Here is an 18,092-nt window from a genome sequence, read left to right on the forward strand (position 1 = left end):
TCTATACGAACGGGTGCGCGCCGTGACTCTTCTACTACCCACCGTGTGCGGCCGCAAGTGGCCTCCCGCCACGTTTGTGTACGCAGGAGCGTGTTGGCACATGCCGATCGGGCGGCTATCGATCTCATCCGGTGGGCATGATGCTCAGAGCCCGCACGGGTGCTCCACGCGGACGACCGAGGGAGGCAGTCGCTCATGGGGGAGAAGGTCGCGGCCGGCGGTTCCGATCTGGCAGACCGTCAGCTGTACCGGCGGAAACTCCGACAGTGCCTGGACGCGCTGGAGCTGATGCTGGCGGAACGGCGCTTCGACCGCCCCCGGGCGGTCATGGGCCTGGAGATCGAACTGAACCTGGCCGACGAGGACGGGCATCCGGCGATGCTCAACGAGCAGGTCCTGGACTCGATCGCCAGCGGCGACTTCCAGACCGAGCTGGGCCAGTTCAACATCGAGGTCAACATCGCCCCGCACCGGCTCGGCGGCCGGGTGTTCGAGGAGCTGCGGGAGGAGATCGACACCGGACTGCGCTACGCGGACCGCAAGGCGGCCGAGGTCGGTGCCAGGATCGTCACCGTGGGCATCCTGCCGACGCTGACCAGCGACCACGCGGTGCTGGACAACATGTCCCGGGGCGACCGCTACCAGCTGCTGAACGACCGGATCCTGGCGGCGCGCGGCGAGGACATCGCGCTGGACATCGACGGTGTGGAGCGGATGCGGGTGGACTCGGTGTCCATCGTCGCCGAGGCCGCGTGCACCTCGCTGCAACTGCACCTGCAGGTGACACCCAGCCGCTTCGCCGGCGTCTGGAACGCGGCGCAGGCGCTCACCGGGCCTCAGCTCGCGCTGGGAGCCAACTCGCCGTTCCTGTTCGAGCGCGAACTGTGGCGGGAGACCCGGCCGATCCTCTTCGAACAGGCCTGCGACACCCGTCCGGCGGAGCTGAAGGCCCAGGGCGTCCGCCCGATCACCTGGTTCGGCGAACGCTGGATCGACTCGGCGATGGACCTGTTCGAGGAGAACCACCGCTACTTCCCCTCGCTGCTGCCGCTGTGCGACGACGAGGACCCGATGAAGGTGCTCGCGGCCGGCGGCATCCCGACACTGCGCGAGCTGCGGCTGCACAACGGCACCATCTACCGCTGGAACCGGCCGGTCTACGACATCGCCGACGGCGTCCCGCACCTGCGGGTGGAGAACCGGGCGCTGCCGGCCGGGCCGACCGTGGTCGACACCCTCGCCAACGCGGCCTTCTACTACGGCCTGGTGCGTTCGCTGGCGGACCAGGCGCGGCCGGTGTGGACCCGGTTGCCGTTCGAACTGGCCGCCGAGAACTTCCACGCCGCCGCCCGGTACGGACTGGACGCCGAGCTGTGGTGGCCCAGGGTGGGCCGCTTCGGGGCGCGCGGACCCGGTGTGCGCGCGGGGGGCGGCGTGGCCCAGCTCCCGGTGCGCCAGCTGGTGCTGGACGAGCTGCTGCCGCTGGCGCGGCAGGGCCTGGACGCCTGGGGCGTGGAACCGGTCGACCGGGACCGCTACCTCGGCATCATCGAGCAGCGCTGCCTGCGCGGGGTGAACGGCGCCGCCTGGCAGAGCGCGGTCTTCCACGACCGCAGGGACCGGCTCGGCCTGGAGCGCCGGCCCGCACTGGAGGCGATGACCCGCCGCTACATGGAGCTGATGCGCACCGGAGAGCCGGTGCACACCTGGCCGGTGCGCTGAGGCGTCCGGTCACAGCGTCCTGTGCGATGATCGGCCGAATCCATCGCCCGGCTCGCTCAGCTTCGTGTGGGAGACAGCTCCGTGACCACCAGCACCGACACCCTCCCCGCCCCGGTGGGGCTGACCCGGCGGCTGCTCGGGCAGGAAACGGTCATCGTGCTGGGGCTGTCGCTCGGGGCCAGCGGGGTCAGCGCGCTGATCAGCTTCATCGGCTCGCTGACCGCGCCCGCCGCGCTGAAGTCGCAGACCGCCACGCTCAACGGCTCGCTCGCGCCGGGCCGCCCCTGGCTGGACCTCAGCTGGCAGCTGTTCGACATCGCCAGCGCACTGGTGCCGGTGGCGCTGGTGGCGCACCTGCTGCTGCGTGAGGGCTCGTCGCTGCGCGCCCTCGGCTTCGACCTGAGCCGGCGCCGGTCCGACCTCGGGCGCGGGGTGCTGATCGCCGCCGGGATCGGCGGGTCGGGACTGCTGCTCTACCTCGGCGCGCGGGCGGCGGGCTTCAACCTCACCGTGGTGCCCAGTTCGCTGCCGGACGTCTGGTGGCGTATCCCGGTGCTGATCCTCTCGGCCGCGCAGAACGCGATGGTCGAGGAGGTCATCGTGGTCGGCTACCTGCTGCGCAGGCTCGGTCAGCTCGGCTGGTCCTGGCCGGCCATGGTGGCGGCCAGTGCGCTGCTGCGCGGCTCGTACCACCTCTACCAGGGCGTCGGCGGATTCGTCGGCAACGTGGTGATGGGTGTGATCTTCTGCCTGCTGTACCGGCGCTGGGGCCGGGTGGCCCCGCTCTGGGTCGCGCACACGCTGATCGACACCGTGGCCTTCGTCGGCTACGTGCTGCTCGCCGGCCATGTGAGCTGGCTGCCGACCTGAGCTGTCGGCCGTTCCGGAAACCCGCCGCCCCGCAGACCCGCCGTGCCGTGGACCCTGTCCGTCCTCCGCCGCAGCTGTTCGCTGACGGCTCAGCGCAGTGCCGTCCGCAGGGCGGTGTAATCATGTAATCCTAATTTCATGAGTGCAACCGGTACGACCGGGGAGACGCTGGCGCAGTGGTTCGCCGAGCACCTTCCCGAGGGACTGTTCGAGGAGACGCCGGAGATCACGGTCGACCGTGAGGAGATCACGGTCGTCGGCCGGATCGCGGCAGGGGAGTCCGCCGAGACCGCGGTGGACGAGTTCAGGGAGAGGACCCGCGGCGAGCGCATCGCCGTGGCCCGCGAGGCCGAGCGCCGCTTCGGGCGCAAGGTCTCCTGGGGCGTGCGGCACGAGGACACCCGGGTGCTGTTCACGCACCTGGCCGTGCCCGCGATGACCCGGCTGAAGCAGCCGGAGCGGCAGGTGCTGGACACGCTGGTCGCGGGCGGTGTGGCCCGCAGCCGCAGCGAGGCACTGGCCTGGTGCGTGCGCCAGGTCGGCGAGAACGCCGACACCTGGCTCGGTGACCTGCGCGAGGCCCTGCGCCACGTCCAGGACGTCCGGCGCCAGGGACCCGACACCCGCGCCTGACACCACCGCGCGCAGGCCGCCGCCGCACCGCCGTCGGCGCACCATTGCTGCCGGCGCACCACTGTTGTGGGTGCAACGGCCGCCGCGAGCGTCAGCCGCCCCGCCGGACGGTGGTCACCGTCCGGCGGGGCGGCGCCGCAGCGATCCGGCGGGGATCCGGCAGGGATCAGCGGGCGGCGCGGAACAGCGCGAGGGTCTCCCCGAGCTGTGAGTGCTGCGGCTGCGGCAGGTCGTCGAGGGTGAACCAGTCGAGGGCGTCGAACTTGTGCGGCTCGCCGATGGCGACCCGACTCGGATCCACCTCGACGGCGAACAGCACCGCCACCCAGTGCGAGACCGGATCGCCGCGCAGGATGTTGCGCACCCCCAGCGTCTCGATCGCCAGGGCATCGGCGAGGTACTCCTCGCGGACCTCGCGCCGCACCGCCGACTCGAACGACTCACCGTGCTCCAGGGCCCCCGCCCCGGTGTCCCAGGCCCCCGGCTCGTCCCGCGCGCCCGCGCCGCGCCGGGCCAGCAGGATCCGGCCCGCGCCGTCGTGGCAGACGAAGACGCAGGACACCGTGGGAGCCGTGAGCGCCCGCTCGGCCGGCCGTTCAGCTGAGATGCGGTCCATGGGGTGCGGTCCTCCGGGGTCGGGGCTGTTCGGGGAGTGCTTGGCCGGTACGCGGCGGCCTCTCGGCCTGCCGCTGTGCGACGCTACCGGCAGGCCTCGGCCGGGCGCTCCTGGTTATCCGGCGGCGGGCAGCGGTTGGTCTTGTTGAAGGATGGAATGATCACGGGCATGACCGATCCGCGCGAAGTGGTCGAGCAGCAGCTCGCCGCCTACAACAGCCACGACATCGACGCCTTCGCCGCCACCTATGCCGAGGACGTCCTGGTCCTCCGGCGTGACGGCAGCCGACTGCAGGGCCGTCAGGCTCTCCGTGACAGGTACGCCCCACAATTCGCCGAAGGACGCTGCCGGGCGGAGATCCTGGGGCGGCTCAGCGAAGGCGACTGGGTGGTCGACCACGAACTCGCCCACGGCGTGGCCGACGACCCGATCCGCGTCCTGGTGGCCTACCGCGTGCGCGAAGGTCTCATCGACCGCGTCGACTTCCTCGGCTGAGCACCACGCTCCCGTGCCGCCGGCCGCGTCGAGCAGTCTGACGCCGTCCTGATCGTGACGCGGTCCGTCGCGGCTCAGCTGACCCTGGGGTCGCGGGAGGCGGCGAGTTCGCGGACCGCGTCGGCGACGGAGCGGAAGTCCTTGCTGAGGATGTGCGAGTGGTTGCTGGCGACCTTCCCGCTGATCCGGATGGTCGGGTTGCCGTCGAGCATCCGGCCCAGCTCGGCGCGCATGTCCTCCATCTCCTTCTCGGTGGCGCCCAGGTTGCCGCCGGTGCCGATGATGTACCGGGTCGGTGCGGTCACGCCGGCAAGGACCGGGGCGAGGGCGCGGGCCGAGCACAGGTCGATGAGTTCGAGGTTGATCTCGGCGTGCTGCGCGGTGCTCATCCGAGCCGCGAGGCCGAGCGGGCGCAGCAGCGGGAACAGGGGGCTCAGCTTGCGGAACAGGTTCCGGACCTGCTCGCGGGTGGCGTCGTCGATCTCCACGGTCGGCATCGCGCCGTCGACGGACACCACTGCCGTGACGCGGTCGGGGTTGCGAGCGGCCCAGTGCATCGCGACCAGGGCACCGTAGGACCAGCCGACCAGGATCGGCCGCTCTACGCCCCGCGCCTTGAGGACGGCGTCGAGGTCACGGACACACGCCTCGAAGGAGTAGTCGGAGGCGCGCCGCGACTTGCCCCGGGCCCGCTCGTCGAAGGTGATGTGGCGGTAGTCGCCGCCGAGGTCGGCGATGAGGCGCCGCCAGGGCTTCTGGTCGGCGTAGGAGCCGTTGAGGTAGATCACGGGAGTGCCGGTTCCGCCGGTGTCGGTCACGGCAAGGGCGGTGTCGTCGACGGTCACCATGCCGCTCCACGCGGACTGCTGCTTGATGGTCATGGCTGGTTCTCTCTTCGGGGTGAAAGTGGATCAAGAGTGGTGCGGTGAAAGGTTTCTGGAGGCGCGGCGCTTCAGAGGGAGCGGGCGGTGATGTCGCCCTGGGGGGTGGTGGCGCGGATGTCGAGTCCGGTGGTGCCGTCGTTCTTGAGGGCGTTGCGGACGCGGCCGTGGCCGGTGCTCGCGTCCAGGGCCGCCGAGACTCCGGTGGCGGCGCCGATCGAGATGTCGCCCATCTGAGTGCGGAGATCGAGTGTGCCGCGGATTGCCTCGGTGATCGTGATGTCGCCCCTGGCGGTGCTGATCTGCGCGGGACCGCCCAGTCGGCCGACCTCGACGTCGCCGTCGACCGCGGTGAGGCGGAGGCTCGCCGCCTCGTCGATCTTGATCTGCCGGTACGCGCCGTCGAAGGCGACGTCGCCGAGGCGGCCGACGCCGCGGAGCTCGCAACTGGCGGTCTTGGCCTCGACGCGGGAGCCGGCGGGCAGGTGGACGGTGACCTCCAGGGAACCGGACGGGCCGAGGTACTGGTTCTGGGGCTCCGCGGTGTGGATCCGCAGGACGCCGTCGCGGTATTCGACCGTGGTCTGCTCGGCCGCCTTCACGTCGCGGGACTTGGCGGGGTTGGCGGGCAGGATCTCGACGGTGGTGTCGGTGCGGTCGGCGGCGATGACCTGGATGCGCCCGGCGGCGATGTCCGCACGGCGGTGATCGCGGCGGGGGTGTCGAACTTCTGCATGATGTTCTCCTTGTGCAGCTCGCCGTTTCCGATGAGAGAAACGCTACGTTGCGTTCGATAACAACGCAACATACTCGTTGCTATAAATGCACATCAATGCAGGTGAAAGCCAGAATTTCGTTGCAATGAGAGTGAATCTAACGCAACGGCAGATGCTCTGGTCATTGCATTGGAACGAGAGTGAACGCTACGCGCGCCGGCTCGACCTGCCCGGTCGCATCCTGGCGTTGGGGAGGTCAGCCCTTCGGGCCGAGCAAGAACGGCACCCCGATCAACACAGCCCCGAACAGGATCGTGCACACAACAGCGAGGCAGCACTCCTGGCGGGCGTCATCCGGGTTGTGGACGGCATGCCCTGGACTTTGCAGCCTGGCGGTCACTCAATCGCAGCTGGCAGGGGTGCCGTCTACGCGGGGGCGGTGGAACCGTCCTCGCGGGGGTGGCGGTGACCGGAGACGGCGGCGACCACGATCCCGAGGACGCTGATGAGAAGCGCAAGCGCGAAACCGCCTGCCAGCAGCCGGGCGCCGAGGGTGTCCAGGTGGAGCCGCCCGGCGGAGATCAGACGGTCGTGGATCACCCCCGCGCCGGCGCAGACGGCGGCGTCTGCCGCCAGCCCAGGAACGACGGCGAACCATGGCCGAGCCCGGAGCATGCCCAAACCGAGACCGATGACGACGAGCCCGGGCACCGCAGCGGGCGCCTCCAGCAAGCGTCCGTCGATCGGCAGGGCCTTCGCGCCGACCCAGGCCCCTCCGGCGACCGCGCCGAGGCAGACGAGCACCGCCACCAGCGCCCGCCACACGGTCCCTGCGACGCTGCGCGGCGGGGCTGCGGGCGGTATCGGCTCCGGTTCAGCGGTCTGATCAACAGTCAGCACAGTCCAGAGTATGCCAGTGGGGAATCTGCGGGACCCCGCGCCTACCGGCGCAACGCAGGGGCGGATTCGCCTGCGCCGTTGTGGGCCTGGGGGTTCGCCGGGTGGCGGGCGCGCATTCGACGACCCGTCGTGCTGCTCTCGCGGGCGCGGCCCGGCGCTCAGGCAGGCTCCTTTTCGTGAAACGACGGAGCGTAGGAGATGCCGACGATCAAGCCGTCCTCCGTGAGAATTCTGGTCACCGTCTGCCCCCACGGCTCTGTGCGGGCCGCGTGCAACAGCTCGAAGCCCGCGCGCTGAAGCTCGTCGCCTGCCACTGCGACAGCTTCCGCGTCCTCCACCTCGAACTCGATTGAGGCCTGGGGGACCAACCGACCCGCGGGCCACTCCGGTGTGCCGAAGCACGCCTCTGCCGCCTGCGAGAGTGGCCACACGCCGAAGTGCTTGCTGCCGGGGATGCTTCCACTGGAGTAGTAGCCATCGCCCTCGCCCTCCAGTGGGAGGCCGAGGGCATCAATGAACAGCCTGCGGCTCTGCGGTGGGTCAGCGGTGACAACCGCCACGCTCGCGACGAAGAGAACGTTCACGTGGCCCAGGCTACGGGCCGCGGTCGGTCCGGCATGGGATCGACACTTGCGGCGCAGGCCGCCCGATCTTCGTGGTGCGTCACAGCATCATGACCATCGGGTAACCTGCGTCCGCCAACTCAGTGTTCATCAACACCTGGAGCCTGGCGCATCGCCGATACCGCCGTCACCAAGGAGGCCGTGCCATGGAACCCGTCACGTTGATCACCGGCGGTTCGAGCGGGATCGGTGCGGCCACTGCCCGTATCCTGCTCGAGCAAGGCCACCGCGTGGCGATCACCGGCCGCGATGCCGGTCGCCTGGCCGCGTTCGCCACCTCCGCCGGGGCGGGCGAGCGGCTGCTGACCATCACCGGTGACGCCGGCGACGAGAGCCATGTCGCCGCTGCCGTGCGTCAAGTCGTGGGCTTGTGGGGCCGATTGGACACGGTGATCGCGAACGCCGGGTTCTCCCTGCCCGGCACGCTGGAGGACCACGACCCTGCGGCCATGCGTGCCATGGTTCTCACCAACATCCTCGGCCCGGCTCTGCTGGCACGCGAGGCACTGCCACACCTGAGGGAGTCCAAGGGCCGGATCGTGATCGTCGGTTCGGTGGCGGGCATCAGGAACACGCCCGGCAACCTGTACTCCGTCACCAAGTGGGCCGCGCACGCCCTGGCCGAGAACGTCCGACTCCTGGTGGCCAAGGACCGCGTCGGCGTCACTGTTGTCGCCCCAGGGGTTGTGGACACCCCGTTCTGGGACGAGCGCGGTGGATCACCCGCAGCGGCGCCGACACTGACCGCCGAGCAGGTCGCCGAGGCGATCCTGTTCGCCGTCAGTCAACCCGAAGGCGTGGACATCAACCACCTCGTTGTGCGGCCCGCCGGCCAGGTCAACTGATCTCGATCGCGCTGGGTCTCAGCGGCCAACGCGTCCTTCGCGGCGCTGCGGACCTCGGGCCCGGTGCCGCGCGCCGTGGTGTTGTGCGTGCTGACGAGCGGCGATCCGACTCTGATGTCACAAGCCGTGGGGTCGATTAATCAGATCGTTGCGATGAGGCGTCGCAGCGCGGCGTGGGCGGGTGGGCCCCAGCCGGGCTTGCCGCCGGGGCGGCCGTGGACACCGGCCTCTCCGATGAGGATGCCGCCGAGGGCGCGCAGCACTGCCCAGCCGCGGGCGCGGCGCAGGGTCGCGGCGTCCGGGGCCGGCTGGTAGGCCCGATAGAAGCGGTCGGCGGCGCCGTCCGGCAGCAGTGTCCAGGGAGCGGCGAGGTCGCAGGCCGGATCGCCTGCGCAGAGGGCGCCGAAGTCGATCACGCCGCAGAAGGTGCCGTCTGCGGTGAGGATGTTGGCCGGGTGCAGGTCGCCGTGGAGCCACAGTGCCGGGCCCGTCCACTCGGGGGCGGCGGCGGCGTCTTCCCAGGCGGCGCGGACGGCGTCCGGGTCGGGGATCAGCCCCATCTCGGTGGCCGAGGCGAGCTGCTGGGCGAACCCCTCGGCACGGTCGGCCAGCGGCCCACCGCGGCCGTAGTCGCTGACAGGCGCCCCGCTGGGGGCGGGTTGGTGAAGAGCCGTCAGGAAGGCGGCCAAGGTGTCGGCCGCCTCTGCGGCGCGCGTGACGGGGGCGCGGTCGGCGGGTTCGCCCGGCACCCAGGTGGTGACGAGCCAGGGTCGCGGAAACCGCTCGGAGGGCGGGCTGAGGCGCTGCGGGACGGGGATCTGCAGCGGGAGGTGCGGGGCGAGGGCGGGCAGCCAGGCGTGCTCCTTGCGCAGCAGCGCGTCCGCGGCCTGTGTCGCCCAGGGCAGCCGGACGGCGAGGTCGTCGCCGAGCCGCCACAGCTGGTTGTCCCACCCACGCGCGCCGAGCCGCACAGGGCGATCGGCCAGGTCAGGGTGCTGATCGCGCAGCAGATCCCGGACCAGCTCCGCTGTGATCCCGATCTCGGCGTGGGTCATGCGGAGCAACGGTAATACACCCGATCCCGTCGAAAGCCCTTGCCGAGTGAGTGCTACCGATATATCGTTGAGCTATCGAGACAGTCGTTCATGAAGGAGAAACAATCATGCGTATGGGAATCCCCTTTGAGCCGCCGCAGCCCGGTCGACGTGACCGGAGCTGGGGCGGCGGACGCGGGCCGCGGCACGAGCACCGGGAGGCCTTCGGCGGGTTCGGGCCGCCGCCTCCCCCTCCGCCGCCCGGGCCGGGAGGGTTCGGGGGGCCGGGGGCGTTCGGGCCCGGCTTCGGACCGTTCGGGTTCGGCGGGCACGGCCCGCACCGGCGGGGTGGTGGGCGCGGCGGCCGCGCGCGGCGCGGCGATGTCCGTGCCTCGCTGCTGGCGCTGCTCAGGGACCGGCCGATGCACGGCTACGAGATGATCCGCGAGATCGCGGAGCGCTCCGGCGGCACCTGGAAGCCGAGCCCGGGCTCGGTCTACCCCACCCTGCAGATGCTGGAGGAGGAGGGGCTGATCACCGGTGAGGAGAGCGGCGGCAAGCGGCTGTTCCAGCTCACCGAGAGCGGTCGCGCCGAGGCCGAGGCCGGCCCCGACGCTCCGTGGGAGGAGCCCGAGCAGGGCGAACACTGGTCCGTCATCCGCGAGTTCGGCCAGGCCGAGGGCGCGGTGCGGCAGGCCCTGCACCAGGTGGTGGCCACCGGCAGTCCCGAGCAGCGCACCAAGGCGCTCGCGGTGCTGGCCGAGGCCCGGAAGAAGCTCTACCTCATCCTGGCCGAGGAAGACTGATCCGTAGCGGGGGCGTGCGCAGCAGTCGGTCCACATGACTGCGGCGCAGGCCCTGGCCGGGATCGACGCGCAGCAGCAGCCGGTCGCGGCGGCCGGCGCTGCCGCGCAGCACCGGCTCCGGGATCGCGTCGTCCACCCAGGCGAAGGGGCGGCCGGCGGCGTGCCGCACGATCGGCAGCCAGTCCCCGGTGGGCTGTCCGCGTACCGGGACGACCGGCAGCTCCGGCAGTCCCAGCAGCGGTGCGATGCAGTGGTTGGCGTGCCGTTCCCAGGTGGTGGCCCAGGCGAGCTGGTAGGTCCCGGCGAGTTCGCGCAGCCAGGCGGCGTGGCGCGCGGATATCAGCACCGAGCAGCCGTGCACCTGATGCGACGTGAACTCGCCCTCCGGGCGCGGGCAGACGGGGTTGAGCACGCCGTCCACGTCCAGGTAGAGCAGTGGCCGGTCGGAAAGCGGGGCCGGCGGTGGCGGGGCCGGGCGGGTCCGCAGCGGGCTGGGATCGATGGCGGGCTCCGGGGCGGGAAGAGGTCTCGGGGACAGGACGGGTCTCGGGGCGGGGTGCGGTCTCCGGGTGGCGTGGGGCGTCCGGGTACGGGCGTGGGGAGTTCCCGGCGCGGGTTGCCGGGGCGTGGTTCGGGCGGGCGTCCTCGGAGGTGTGCGAGGGGTGGCAGGAGGGACTCGGTTCGTCCTGTCGGACGTGTCGAGGGACGGCCTGGTTGCGTTGCCGGGGGCGCGGAAGGATCGCGCACGCCTGCCTGCGCACCTGTGCGCCGTATGGCGAATCGTGGCGGAACCTCGGGCATCGCGCCATGTCGTGGCCCTGGCGCAGGGGATGGCCCGGATCGCCCGTCGCGGGGAACCGTTACTGCGTGATGCGAAGATCGTATCTGTGGGTTGACGCTTGCTCACGCTACGCAGCAGACTTCCGGATTACCGGCCGACGGCCGAGCCGATCAGGCCTCCTGCCCCGTCTCTCACGATGTGGTGGATCACTTGTACTCGAATCTCTCCGACGTGGCCCCCGAGCGCGTCGAACAGGCAGCCCAGCACGCAGGTGGGCCCGGCGGTCCGGGGCTCGGTGCGGTGGTGACCCGGGCCCGACGCCGGGCCGTCAGGGCGGGCGACGCCGAAATCGACACCGGGCACCTGTTGCACGCACTGCTCGAATCCGACGACCGAGTGCTCGGCCTGGCCGCGCCGTTGCCCGCACAGGCTACCCGGCTGATGGGGTACCTGGCCCAGCGCAGCATCGGCTTCGGCCGGCACTGGGGGTCCGGCGAGGGGGAGAACGCCCTCGGCGCGGTCCTGCCCAGCCTGCCGGGCTGGAGCCGGTCGGCGGCCGCCGCACTGGCGCGGGTCGGTCCCTCCGCGCGGATACGCACCGGGGGCCACCCCGAGGCCCTGGACCTGCTGGGCGAGCTGGCCGCGGACCCGTCCTGCCGCGCCGCCGCGATCCTGCAGGGCGCGGGCGTCGACCCGCTGGTGGTGGCGCTGCGGGTGCGCAGCGTCTGCCCGTCCGACGAGCCGGCACCCAGTCCCTGACGGAGAATCAGGCCGGGCCGGCGGGCCGGGGCGAGAACGCGGCCCCGTGGGGCGGACGCGGGAAGCGCCCGCCCCACCGATACGTAGCCCTCCGGTTACGTAGTTCTACCGATGTGGACGTTCCGCGGTGGCTGGCAGTGTTGCCGGTACGGCGTTGAGGCGAGGCCCTCACCGTGTGTCCCCGTAGTGACGAACATGAGGTAGAGACAAATGGGCTTGCGTGACCGACTCGTAGCCAGGGCGATGGCGAACCTGCCGGACCACCGCGGCACGCTGATCGAGGCCCTCGGTCCCGGCGACGAGCTGCTGGGCTTCATCTTCGGCGCGCCGGTCGCCTACGAGACCGGTTTCGGCAGCGGCTTCGGAACCGCCCGCCTGACCGGAACGATCATCAACAAGGTCACCGAGCAGGTGTCCAAGGCGCGCCACATCGGTGGTGACACCGGAACCATCGCCCGGACCCTTCCGCGCGAGGGCTCGCCCACCCGTCCCATCGTCATCAGCAAGCTGGGTCTGTCCATCTGGGACCTCGGCATAGCCGGGCAGACCTCCCCGCCCTCCCGGCAGGTCTCCGTCGCTCGGCAGAACATCCGCTCCATCAGCCGGACCGGGAAGACCCGCGGCGGCATGGTGGAGATACGCGTCGTCTTCTCCGACGAGTCGTACTTCGACTACCGGGTCATGGAGCACGACCTCTACGCCGACTTCTGGCCCGCCACCGAGACCTTCGCCTGACGCACGGTCAACGACGGCCTGGGACGGCGGAGGCCTCAGCCCATCTCTTCCAGGGCCTTGCCCTTGGTCTCCTTGATGCAGAAGTAGACGAACGGGATGGAGAGCAGCGCGAAGCACGCGTACATCACGTAGGTGGCGGACAGGTTCCAGTCCGCGAGGTTCGGGAAGCTGACGGTGATCGCCCAGTTGGCGATCCACTGCGCGGAGGCGGCCACGGACAGGGCCAGGGCGCGGATCCGGTTGGGGAACATCTCGCCGAGCAGCACCCACACCACCACGCCCCAGGAGAAGGCGAAGCAGAGCACGAAGACGTGCGCGGCCACCAGCGCCACCGTGGCCTGGGTGTTGGGCAGCGTGGCGCTGGTGCCGGTGCCGTGACGGTAGGAGAAGGCCCAGGCGGCGGTGCCCAGCGCGACGGCCATCCCGGCCGAGCCGACCAGGGCGAGCGGCCGGCGCCCCACCCGGTCGACCAGGGCGACCGCGATCACCGTGCCGACGATGTTGACCAGCGAGGTGGAGACGCTGATCAGCAGCGAGTTGCTGGCGTTGATACCCACCGACTGCCACAGCAGTGACGAGTAGTAGAAGATCACGTTGATGCCGACGAACTGCTGGAACACCGAGGCGCCGATACCGACCCAGACGATCGTCTGGAGTCCGAAGCGCCCACCGAGCAGGTCGCTCAGCCGGGTCTTGTGCTCGGACGCCATGACGCTCTGGACCTCCGCGATCCGGGCGTCGACGTCGCTCTCCGGCCCCTCGACGTCCGCGAGTACCCCGCGGGCCTCGTCGAGCCGTCCGGCCGAGATCAGGAAGCGCGGGGACTCGGGGATGGTGAAGGACATCACGCCGTAGATCAACGCGGGGACGGTCTCCACGCCGAGCATCCACTGCCAGGCCTCGATGCCCGCGATGTGGTCGTTCGGATGGCCGCCGGCGACCTGGTTGAGGGTGTAGTTGACGAGCTGTGAGATGAAGATCCCGAGCACGATCGCCGCCTGCTGGAACGAGGCGAGCCGGCCGCGCACAGCCGGCGGGGCGACCTCGGCGATGTAGGCGGGGGCGATCACCGAGGCCATGCCGATGGCGACGCCGCCGATGACCCGCCAGAGGCCGAGGACGAACATGTTGGGCGGGAACATCGATCCGGCGCCGCTGATCGCGAACAGCACCGCCGCGATGTGCATCACCTTGATCCGGCCGATGTGGTCGGCCAGCCAGCCGGCGCCCATCGCGCCGACCGCCGAGCCGAGCAGGGCGGAGGAGACGACCAGGGCGGTCTCGCCGCTGCCCACGTTGAAGTGCTTCTGGATGCCGGTGACCGCGCCGCTGATCACCGAGCTGTCGTAGCCGAACAGGAACCCGCCCATGGCGGCTGCCGCCGCGACGAACACCACCCGCCTCAGGTTGCCTTCGCCGGAGGCGGATTCATGAGTGGTCGCGGTGCTGCTCAGGGCGGGCTCCCGGGAGTGCGGCGGGCCGTCGGGGTGGCGGCGGGCCCGCAGCTCGGGGCCGTCCGACCAGCGTAGGAAGGCCGTGCGGTACGCGGCGGCGGCACGACCGGGGGAGTGGGCCGTCCGGGTGCGAGCCTGCCCCGGACGGCCCACGGGCGCCGCGGCTGCGGCCGGGCGGGCGCCGCTGGTCCGGCGGCCACGGGCGCCGCTGGTCCGGCGGGCGGCGGGCCGGGCGTCGGCCAGGCCGGCGGGCCGGGTGGCGGGTCAGCTGTCGGCGCGGGCTTCGCGGCGGCGGAGCAGCTGGGCGCGGGCGCCGCCGTCGCGGGGCAGGTCGCGTGTCAGCAGCCGGTCGGCGACGGCCTCCTGCACCTCGGGGGTGCGCTTGTCGTCGTACTTGAACTTCGGCCTGACCTCGGTGATCCGCAGCCGGATCCCGCGGATGGCGGAGAGCATCCGACCGTACGGGGCCTGGCCGGGGACGATGGGCCGGCGCGGGACCTCGGGCTCGAAGCGGGCGACCTGACGGTCCAGCAGCGCCGCCTTGGCCGCCGGGTCGTCGATCATCTCGGCGGTGCCGGTGAGGTGCACCGAGGCGTAGTAGCTGGTGGGGACGCCGTCCTCGGGCGCGGTGTCCGGCTGGGGGCGCCACGGGCCGGGGACGAACGCGTAGTCGTCGGTGACGGCGAGGGTGAGCCGCGGGTTGGCCTCGATCGCGGCCCAGACCGGGTTGGGGCGGGCCAGGTGCAGCAGTACCACGTCGGCCTCGCCGGAGGCGGTGCCCGGGACGAAGAGGAAGTGGGTCGGGACCAGTACCGGCGCGGCCCCGTCCTGGCCGTTGGCGGCGAGCAGGCCGAAGTCGTGGTCGGCGAGCCAGTTCCGCCACTCGTGGTCGGCGCCTCGGTCCCAGGGGTGGATCAGCATCACGTACCTCATGGTCGACAGGGGGTATGTATTAGTGCATAATGCATTTTGTGCTAGGAGATTATCGGATTCGCGGACGTCGCGCCACGGAGATCGCCGCCGACGTCGAACAGGCGGTCGGCGACGGTTGGCTGCAGCCCGGGTCGGCCCTGCCCGCGCTGCGGGATCTGGCCGTCGAGCTCGGCGTCAACCCCAACACCGTGGCCGCCGCCTACCGGCTGCTGCGGGACCGGGGCGTCATCGAGACGGCGGGCCGACGCGGCAGCCGGGTCCGCGAGCGGCCCTCGCTGACCCCGCGTGACGCCATGCGCATCGACGTACCCGCGGGGGTGCGCAACCTCGCCGACGGCAATCCGGACACCTCGCTGACCCCCGACCTGACCGACGCGGTGCACCGCGCGGCGCTGACGCACGCGACCGCCCCGGTGCTCTACGGCGGTCCCTCGATCGATCCGCAGCTGCAGGCCCTGGCGGAGGCGTCCTTCGGCGGGGACGGGGTCCCGGCCGCGCCGGTGGGAGTGGCCTCCGGGTCGCTGGACGCGATCGAGCGGATCTTCCTGGCCCGGCTGCGCCCCGGGGACACCGTCGCGGTGGAGGACCCGGGCTGGGGCAGCCTGCTGGACCTGCTGCCGGCGCTGGGCTTCAAGGCCGTACCGATCGCCGTCGACGAGGACGGCCCGCTGGTGGGCGAGGTCGCCCGGGCGCTGGCCGACGGCGTGCGGGCGCTGATGGTGACCAGCAGGGCGCAGAACCCGACCGGAGCGGCCGTCGGCGCCGAGCGGGCCGCCGGCCTGCGAGCCGTTCTGGCGGCGCACCCCGGGGTGCTGCTGATCGAGGACGACCACGGCCACGGCATCGTGGACCTCCCGTTCCACCCGCTGTGCGCGGGCCCCGACGGCCGGGCGACCATGACGCACTGGGCGGTGGTCCGCTCGGCGGCCAAGTCCCTCGGCCCCGACCTGCGGGTCGCGGTGCTCACCGGCGACGCCGAGACCATGGACCGGGTACGCGGCCGCCAGCGCCTCGGTGCGGGCTGGGTCAGCCACCTGCTGCAGCGGACCGTCGCCGCGCTCTGGGCCGCCGAGGACACCGCGCCGGTGGCCGCCTCCTACCGCGCCCGCAGGGACGCCCTGCTGGCGGAGCTCGCCGCGCGCGGTGTGCGCGCGTACGGGCGCAGCGGGCTGAACCTCTGGATCCCGGTACCGGACGAGACCGCGGCCGTCGCCGGGCTGATGCAGCGCGGCTGGGCGGTGGCCGCCGGGGCGCGGTTCCGGCTGGCCTCGCCGCCGGGCGTCCGGCTGACCGTCTCCTCGCTGTCCGCCGCCGAGCTGCCCGCGCTCGCCGCCGACGTCGCGGAGGTGCTGCGGACGCGCGGCGGCGACGTGCGCGGGGTCTGACCGCCGGTCAGGGGGTGATCAGGCCCAGGCCGCGGGCGCGTTGCAGCCACTGGGCGTACTCGGCGGTCATCAGGTCGAAGAGCTGATCGTCCGTCAGGTTCGCCGGGTCCTGGACGCAGAAGAAGTTCGCGTTGTCGGTGTAGCGGCCGGGCAGGTCGTCCAGCTCCTCCAGGAACCGGAAGGTGCCGTCGCTCCAGTTCGCGGCCATGGCCCGGAGCCGCCGGCCGAAGCGGGACTGCTTCACCTGCGGGTCGGGCTGCTGCTGCGCGACCATCGGGGCGTCGACCGACTTCGCGGACCGGCCGATGCCCATGAACTGCCAGAACAGCGGCTCGTAGCTGGAGGCCATCACCTGGTCGCGGGTCTGCTGCTCGCTGGTGGTGTGACCGTCCGTCACGAACATGACGTAGACCGGCTGCCGGTCGGCGACCGGTCCGTACCGCAGCGCGGAGGTGCCGAAGTACTCCTCGCGGATCAGCCGCATGGCGGCGGCGTAGTCGGTGCCGCCCTCCAGCCGCCACTGCTGCAGCATCCGGTCGGTCCAGCCCCGGTACGAGTCCAGGCCGACGCCGCCCGCGCTGTGGCCGTTGGTGCCGAACAGGAAGACGTCCACCTCGGCGTTGTCGTCGAAGCGGAGACCGAGCGCGAGCACGCGCTCGACCAGGCCCTGGACCTTCCCGGCGCGGTAGAGGCCGCCCATCGAGCCGGAGATGTCCAGGCAGAGGGCGACCCGCGCGGTGTGCTCCGACAGGCCGCGCTTCTCCAGGCTGACGGCGGCGCGCTTGGTGAGGTCGAGCAGGCCGAGTTCGCCCCGGTCGGAGAGCTGCTTCTCCAGCGTGATCAGCTTCTGCTTCTTCAGGCTCATCGGCGCGGACGCCTGCGCGGCGGGCGGGGCGGCAACGGGCGGGGCGGGCGCGGGTGCCGTGGGCATGAACGGGGGCGCGGGCGGTGTGGCGGTCGGTGGCGTGTACGGGGGCGCGGCAGGTGTGGTGCCGGCGGGCATGAACGGGGGTGCGGGGGTGGGGGGCGCGGCGGGCGTCGGGGTGAACGGGGGTGCGGGGGTGGGCGGCATGAAGGGAGGCGCGGCGGGAGTGCCGTAGCCGGGCGGGGGTGGGCCGAAGCCCGGCGGGGTCTGCGGTGCGGGCGCGGCGGCCGTCGGAGGCGTTGCGGCGGCGGGCGCGGGTGTTGGTGGGGGCGGGGGTGTGTCGTCGGTGTCGACGGAGATGCCGAAGTCGGTGGCGAGGCCGGCCAGGCCGGTGGCGTAGCCCTGGCCGACCGCGCGGAACTTCCAGGCCCCGTCGCGGCGGTAGAACTCGCCGAAGAGGTACGCGGTCTCGCTGGTCGCGTCCCCGATGTCGAACTCGGCCACCGGGGTTCCGTCCATGGCCAGGACCCGCAGGCGCAGTCCCGGCACCTGCCCGAAGCTGCCGCCGTCCGCCGAGGCGCCGACCACGACGCGCTCCACCGACGGCTCGACCTGTGCCAGGTCGACCAGCACCGTGTCCGCCATCTCGCCCGGCTGCGGGCGCTTGCCCTCGTACCGCACCGCGCCGGAAGCGTGGGACGGTTGGTTGTAGAAGACGAAGTCGGCGTCCGAGCGGACCTTGCCCGCGCCGTCCAGCAGCAGTGCGGAGACGTCCACGTCCGGTGTGGGCGCGTCGGTGCGCCAGCTCACCACCGCGCGCAGTGCGGTACCGGGAACGGGGAGGTTGGAGCCCTTGCGCATCGAGGTCATGACGCCCATCCTGCCGGTTGCGGACCGGCTGACAAGGTACCCGTCGGTCCTTGAGTCCCGACCGATCGTTCGGTAGTCTGAAAGTGGGCCGCAGCTTCCTGCGGTCTGCCGCCCAGCCCGGGGGTGACCGCATGTCCGTACCTGTGTCGGCTGATGCCGGCGCCGATGC

18 protein-coding genes and 1 pseudogene are annotated in these 18,092 nt (G+C 71.9%); 9 read left to right on the plus strand and 10 right to left on the minus strand.

Annotated features, from left to right (window positions below):
- Positions 1 to 195: 195 nt before the first annotated feature.
- From ABH925_RS20370 to ABH925_RS20380, 3 genes are all read left to right on the plus strand, one after another.
- Complete coding sequence (locus tag ABH925_RS20370) at positions 196 to 1,722, plus strand: glutamate--cysteine ligase (protein WP_370149864.1); 1,527 nt, start codon at positions 196 to 198, stop codon at positions 1,720 to 1,722.
- A gap of 81 nt (positions 1,723 to 1,803) precedes the next feature.
- Positions 1,804 to 2,592 (plus strand): CPBP family intramembrane glutamic endopeptidase, encoded by a 789-nt coding sequence (locus tag ABH925_RS20375; protein ID WP_370149867.1) that lies wholly within the window; start codon positions 1,804 to 1,806, stop codon positions 2,590 to 2,592.
- Positions 2,593 to 2,730: 138 nt separating this feature from the next.
- Positions 2,731 to 3,225: a hypothetical protein gene (locus ABH925_RS20380; RefSeq protein ID WP_370149869.1), complete on the plus strand. Its 495-nt coding sequence runs from the start codon at positions 2,731 to 2,733 to the stop codon at positions 3,223 to 3,225.
- Positions 3,226 to 3,391: 166 nt separating this feature from the next.
- Here ABH925_RS20380 and ABH925_RS20385 read toward each other — a convergent pair whose 3' ends face one another.
- Positions 3,392 to 3,841 (minus strand): NUDIX domain-containing protein, encoded by a 450-nt coding sequence (locus tag ABH925_RS20385; protein WP_370149871.1) that lies wholly within the window; start codon positions 3,839 to 3,841, stop codon positions 3,392 to 3,394.
- A gap of 168 nt (positions 3,842 to 4,009) precedes the next feature.
- Here ABH925_RS20385 and ABH925_RS20390 point away from each other — a divergent pair, with 168 nt between their 5' ends.
- A complete protein-coding gene (locus tag ABH925_RS20390; RefSeq protein WP_370149873.1) occupies positions 4,010 to 4,336 on the plus strand; it encodes a nuclear transport factor 2 family protein in 327 nt (108 codons plus the stop codon).
- 74 nt (positions 4,337 to 4,410) lie between these two features.
- Here ABH925_RS20390 and ABH925_RS20395 read toward each other — a convergent pair whose 3' ends face one another.
- The 4 genes and pseudogenes from ABH925_RS20395 to ABH925_RS20410 all read right to left on the minus strand — a co-directional run bounded on the left by ABH925_RS20395 (position 4,411) and on the right by ABH925_RS20410 (position 7,417).
- The gene (locus ABH925_RS20395; protein ID WP_370149875.1) at positions 4,411 to 5,217 is read right to left on the minus strand and encodes an alpha/beta fold hydrolase; all 807 of its coding nucleotides are present in this window, start codon (positions 5,215 to 5,217) and stop codon (positions 4,411 to 4,413) included.
- Between the two features lie 71 nt (positions 5,218 to 5,288).
- A pseudogene (locus ABH925_RS20400) lies at positions 5,289 to 5,953 on the minus strand (DUF4097 family beta strand repeat-containing protein).
- 406 nt (positions 5,954 to 6,359) lie between these two features.
- A complete protein-coding gene (locus ABH925_RS20405) occupies positions 6,360 to 6,833 on the minus strand; it encodes a hypothetical protein (RefSeq protein ID WP_370149877.1) in 474 nt (157 codons plus the stop codon).
- 158 nt (positions 6,834 to 6,991) lie between these two features.
- Positions 6,992 to 7,417 carry a VOC family protein gene (locus ABH925_RS20410; RefSeq protein ID WP_370149878.1) on the minus strand — a complete coding sequence of 142 codons (426 nt, stop codon included), beginning with the start codon at positions 7,415 to 7,417 and terminating at the stop codon, positions 6,992 to 6,994.
- A 185-nt stretch (positions 7,418 to 7,602) separates the two neighbouring features.
- On the opposite strand from ABH925_RS20410, the gene ABH925_RS20415 reads away from it, so the two are divergent.
- Entirely contained in the window at positions 7,603 to 8,301 is a 699-nt protein-coding gene (locus tag ABH925_RS20415) for an SDR family oxidoreductase (RefSeq protein WP_370149879.1), read from the plus strand.
- Between the two features lie 140 nt (positions 8,302 to 8,441).
- Here ABH925_RS20415 and ABH925_RS20420 read toward each other — a convergent pair whose 3' ends face one another.
- The gene (locus tag ABH925_RS20420; RefSeq protein WP_370149881.1) at positions 8,442 to 9,356 is read right to left on the minus strand and encodes an aminoglycoside phosphotransferase family protein; all 915 of its coding nucleotides are present in this window, start codon (positions 9,354 to 9,356) and stop codon (positions 8,442 to 8,444) included.
- A gap of 113 nt (positions 9,357 to 9,469) precedes the next feature.
- On the opposite strand from ABH925_RS20420, the gene ABH925_RS20425 reads away from it, so the two are divergent.
- Positions 9,470 to 10,141 carry a PadR family transcriptional regulator gene (locus ABH925_RS20425; RefSeq protein ID WP_370150117.1) on the plus strand — a complete coding sequence of 224 codons (672 nt, stop codon included), beginning with the start codon at positions 9,470 to 9,472 and terminating at the stop codon, positions 10,139 to 10,141.
- Here ABH925_RS20425 and ABH925_RS20430 read toward each other — a convergent pair.
- A complete protein-coding gene (locus ABH925_RS20430) occupies positions 10,119 to 10,643 on the minus strand; it encodes an HAD domain-containing protein (RefSeq protein ID WP_370150118.1) in 525 nt (174 codons plus the stop codon). The two genes, ABH925_RS20425 and ABH925_RS20430, sit on opposite strands and share 23 nt — an antisense overlap.
- 489 nt (positions 10,644 to 11,132) lie before the next feature.
- Here ABH925_RS20430 and ABH925_RS20435 point away from each other — a divergent pair, with 489 nt between their 5' ends.
- On the plus strand, positions 11,133 to 11,681 hold the full coding sequence (locus tag ABH925_RS20435) for a Clp protease N-terminal domain-containing protein (RefSeq protein ID WP_370149883.1): 549 nt from the start codon (positions 11,133 to 11,135) through the stop codon (positions 11,679 to 11,681).
- A 216-nt stretch (positions 11,682 to 11,897) separates the two neighbouring features.
- Complete coding sequence (locus ABH925_RS20440) at positions 11,898 to 12,416, plus strand: hypothetical protein (RefSeq protein WP_370149884.1); 519 nt, start codon at positions 11,898 to 11,900, stop codon at positions 12,414 to 12,416.
- Positions 12,417 to 12,451: 35 nt separating this feature from the next.
- Here the strand turns inward: ABH925_RS20440 and ABH925_RS20445 are convergent, their stop codons facing one another.
- Together ABH925_RS20445 and ABH925_RS20450 are read right to left on the minus strand one after the other, a co-directional pair.
- Entirely contained in the window at positions 12,452 to 13,870 is a 1,419-nt protein-coding gene (locus ABH925_RS20445) for a sugar porter family MFS transporter (RefSeq protein ID WP_370150119.1), read from the minus strand.
- Between the two features lie 264 nt (positions 13,871 to 14,134).
- Positions 14,135 to 14,803, minus strand: a complete 669-nt coding sequence (locus ABH925_RS20450; RefSeq protein WP_370149885.1) for an FMN-binding negative transcriptional regulator — start codon at positions 14,801 to 14,803, stop codon at positions 14,135 to 14,137.
- A gap of 29 nt (positions 14,804 to 14,832) precedes the next feature.
- On the opposite strand from ABH925_RS20450, the gene ABH925_RS20455 reads away from it, so the two are divergent.
- On the plus strand, positions 14,833 to 16,188 hold the full coding sequence (locus ABH925_RS20455; protein ID WP_370149886.1) for an aminotransferase class I/II-fold pyridoxal phosphate-dependent enzyme: 1,356 nt from the start codon (positions 14,833 to 14,835) through the stop codon (positions 16,186 to 16,188).
- A 7-nt stretch (positions 16,189 to 16,195) separates the two neighbouring features.
- Here the strand turns inward: ABH925_RS20455 and ABH925_RS20460 are convergent, their stop codons facing one another.
- Complete coding sequence (locus ABH925_RS20460) at positions 16,196 to 17,923, minus strand: VWA domain-containing protein (RefSeq protein ID WP_370149888.1); 1,728 nt, start codon at positions 17,921 to 17,923, stop codon at positions 16,196 to 16,198.
- Between the last annotated feature and the right edge of the window lie 169 nt (positions 17,924 to 18,092).

It is taken from the genome of Streptacidiphilus sp. EB129 (genome assembly GCF_041262645.1).
GTDB lineage: Bacteria > Actinomycetota > Actinomycetes > Streptomycetales > Streptomycetaceae > Streptacidiphilus.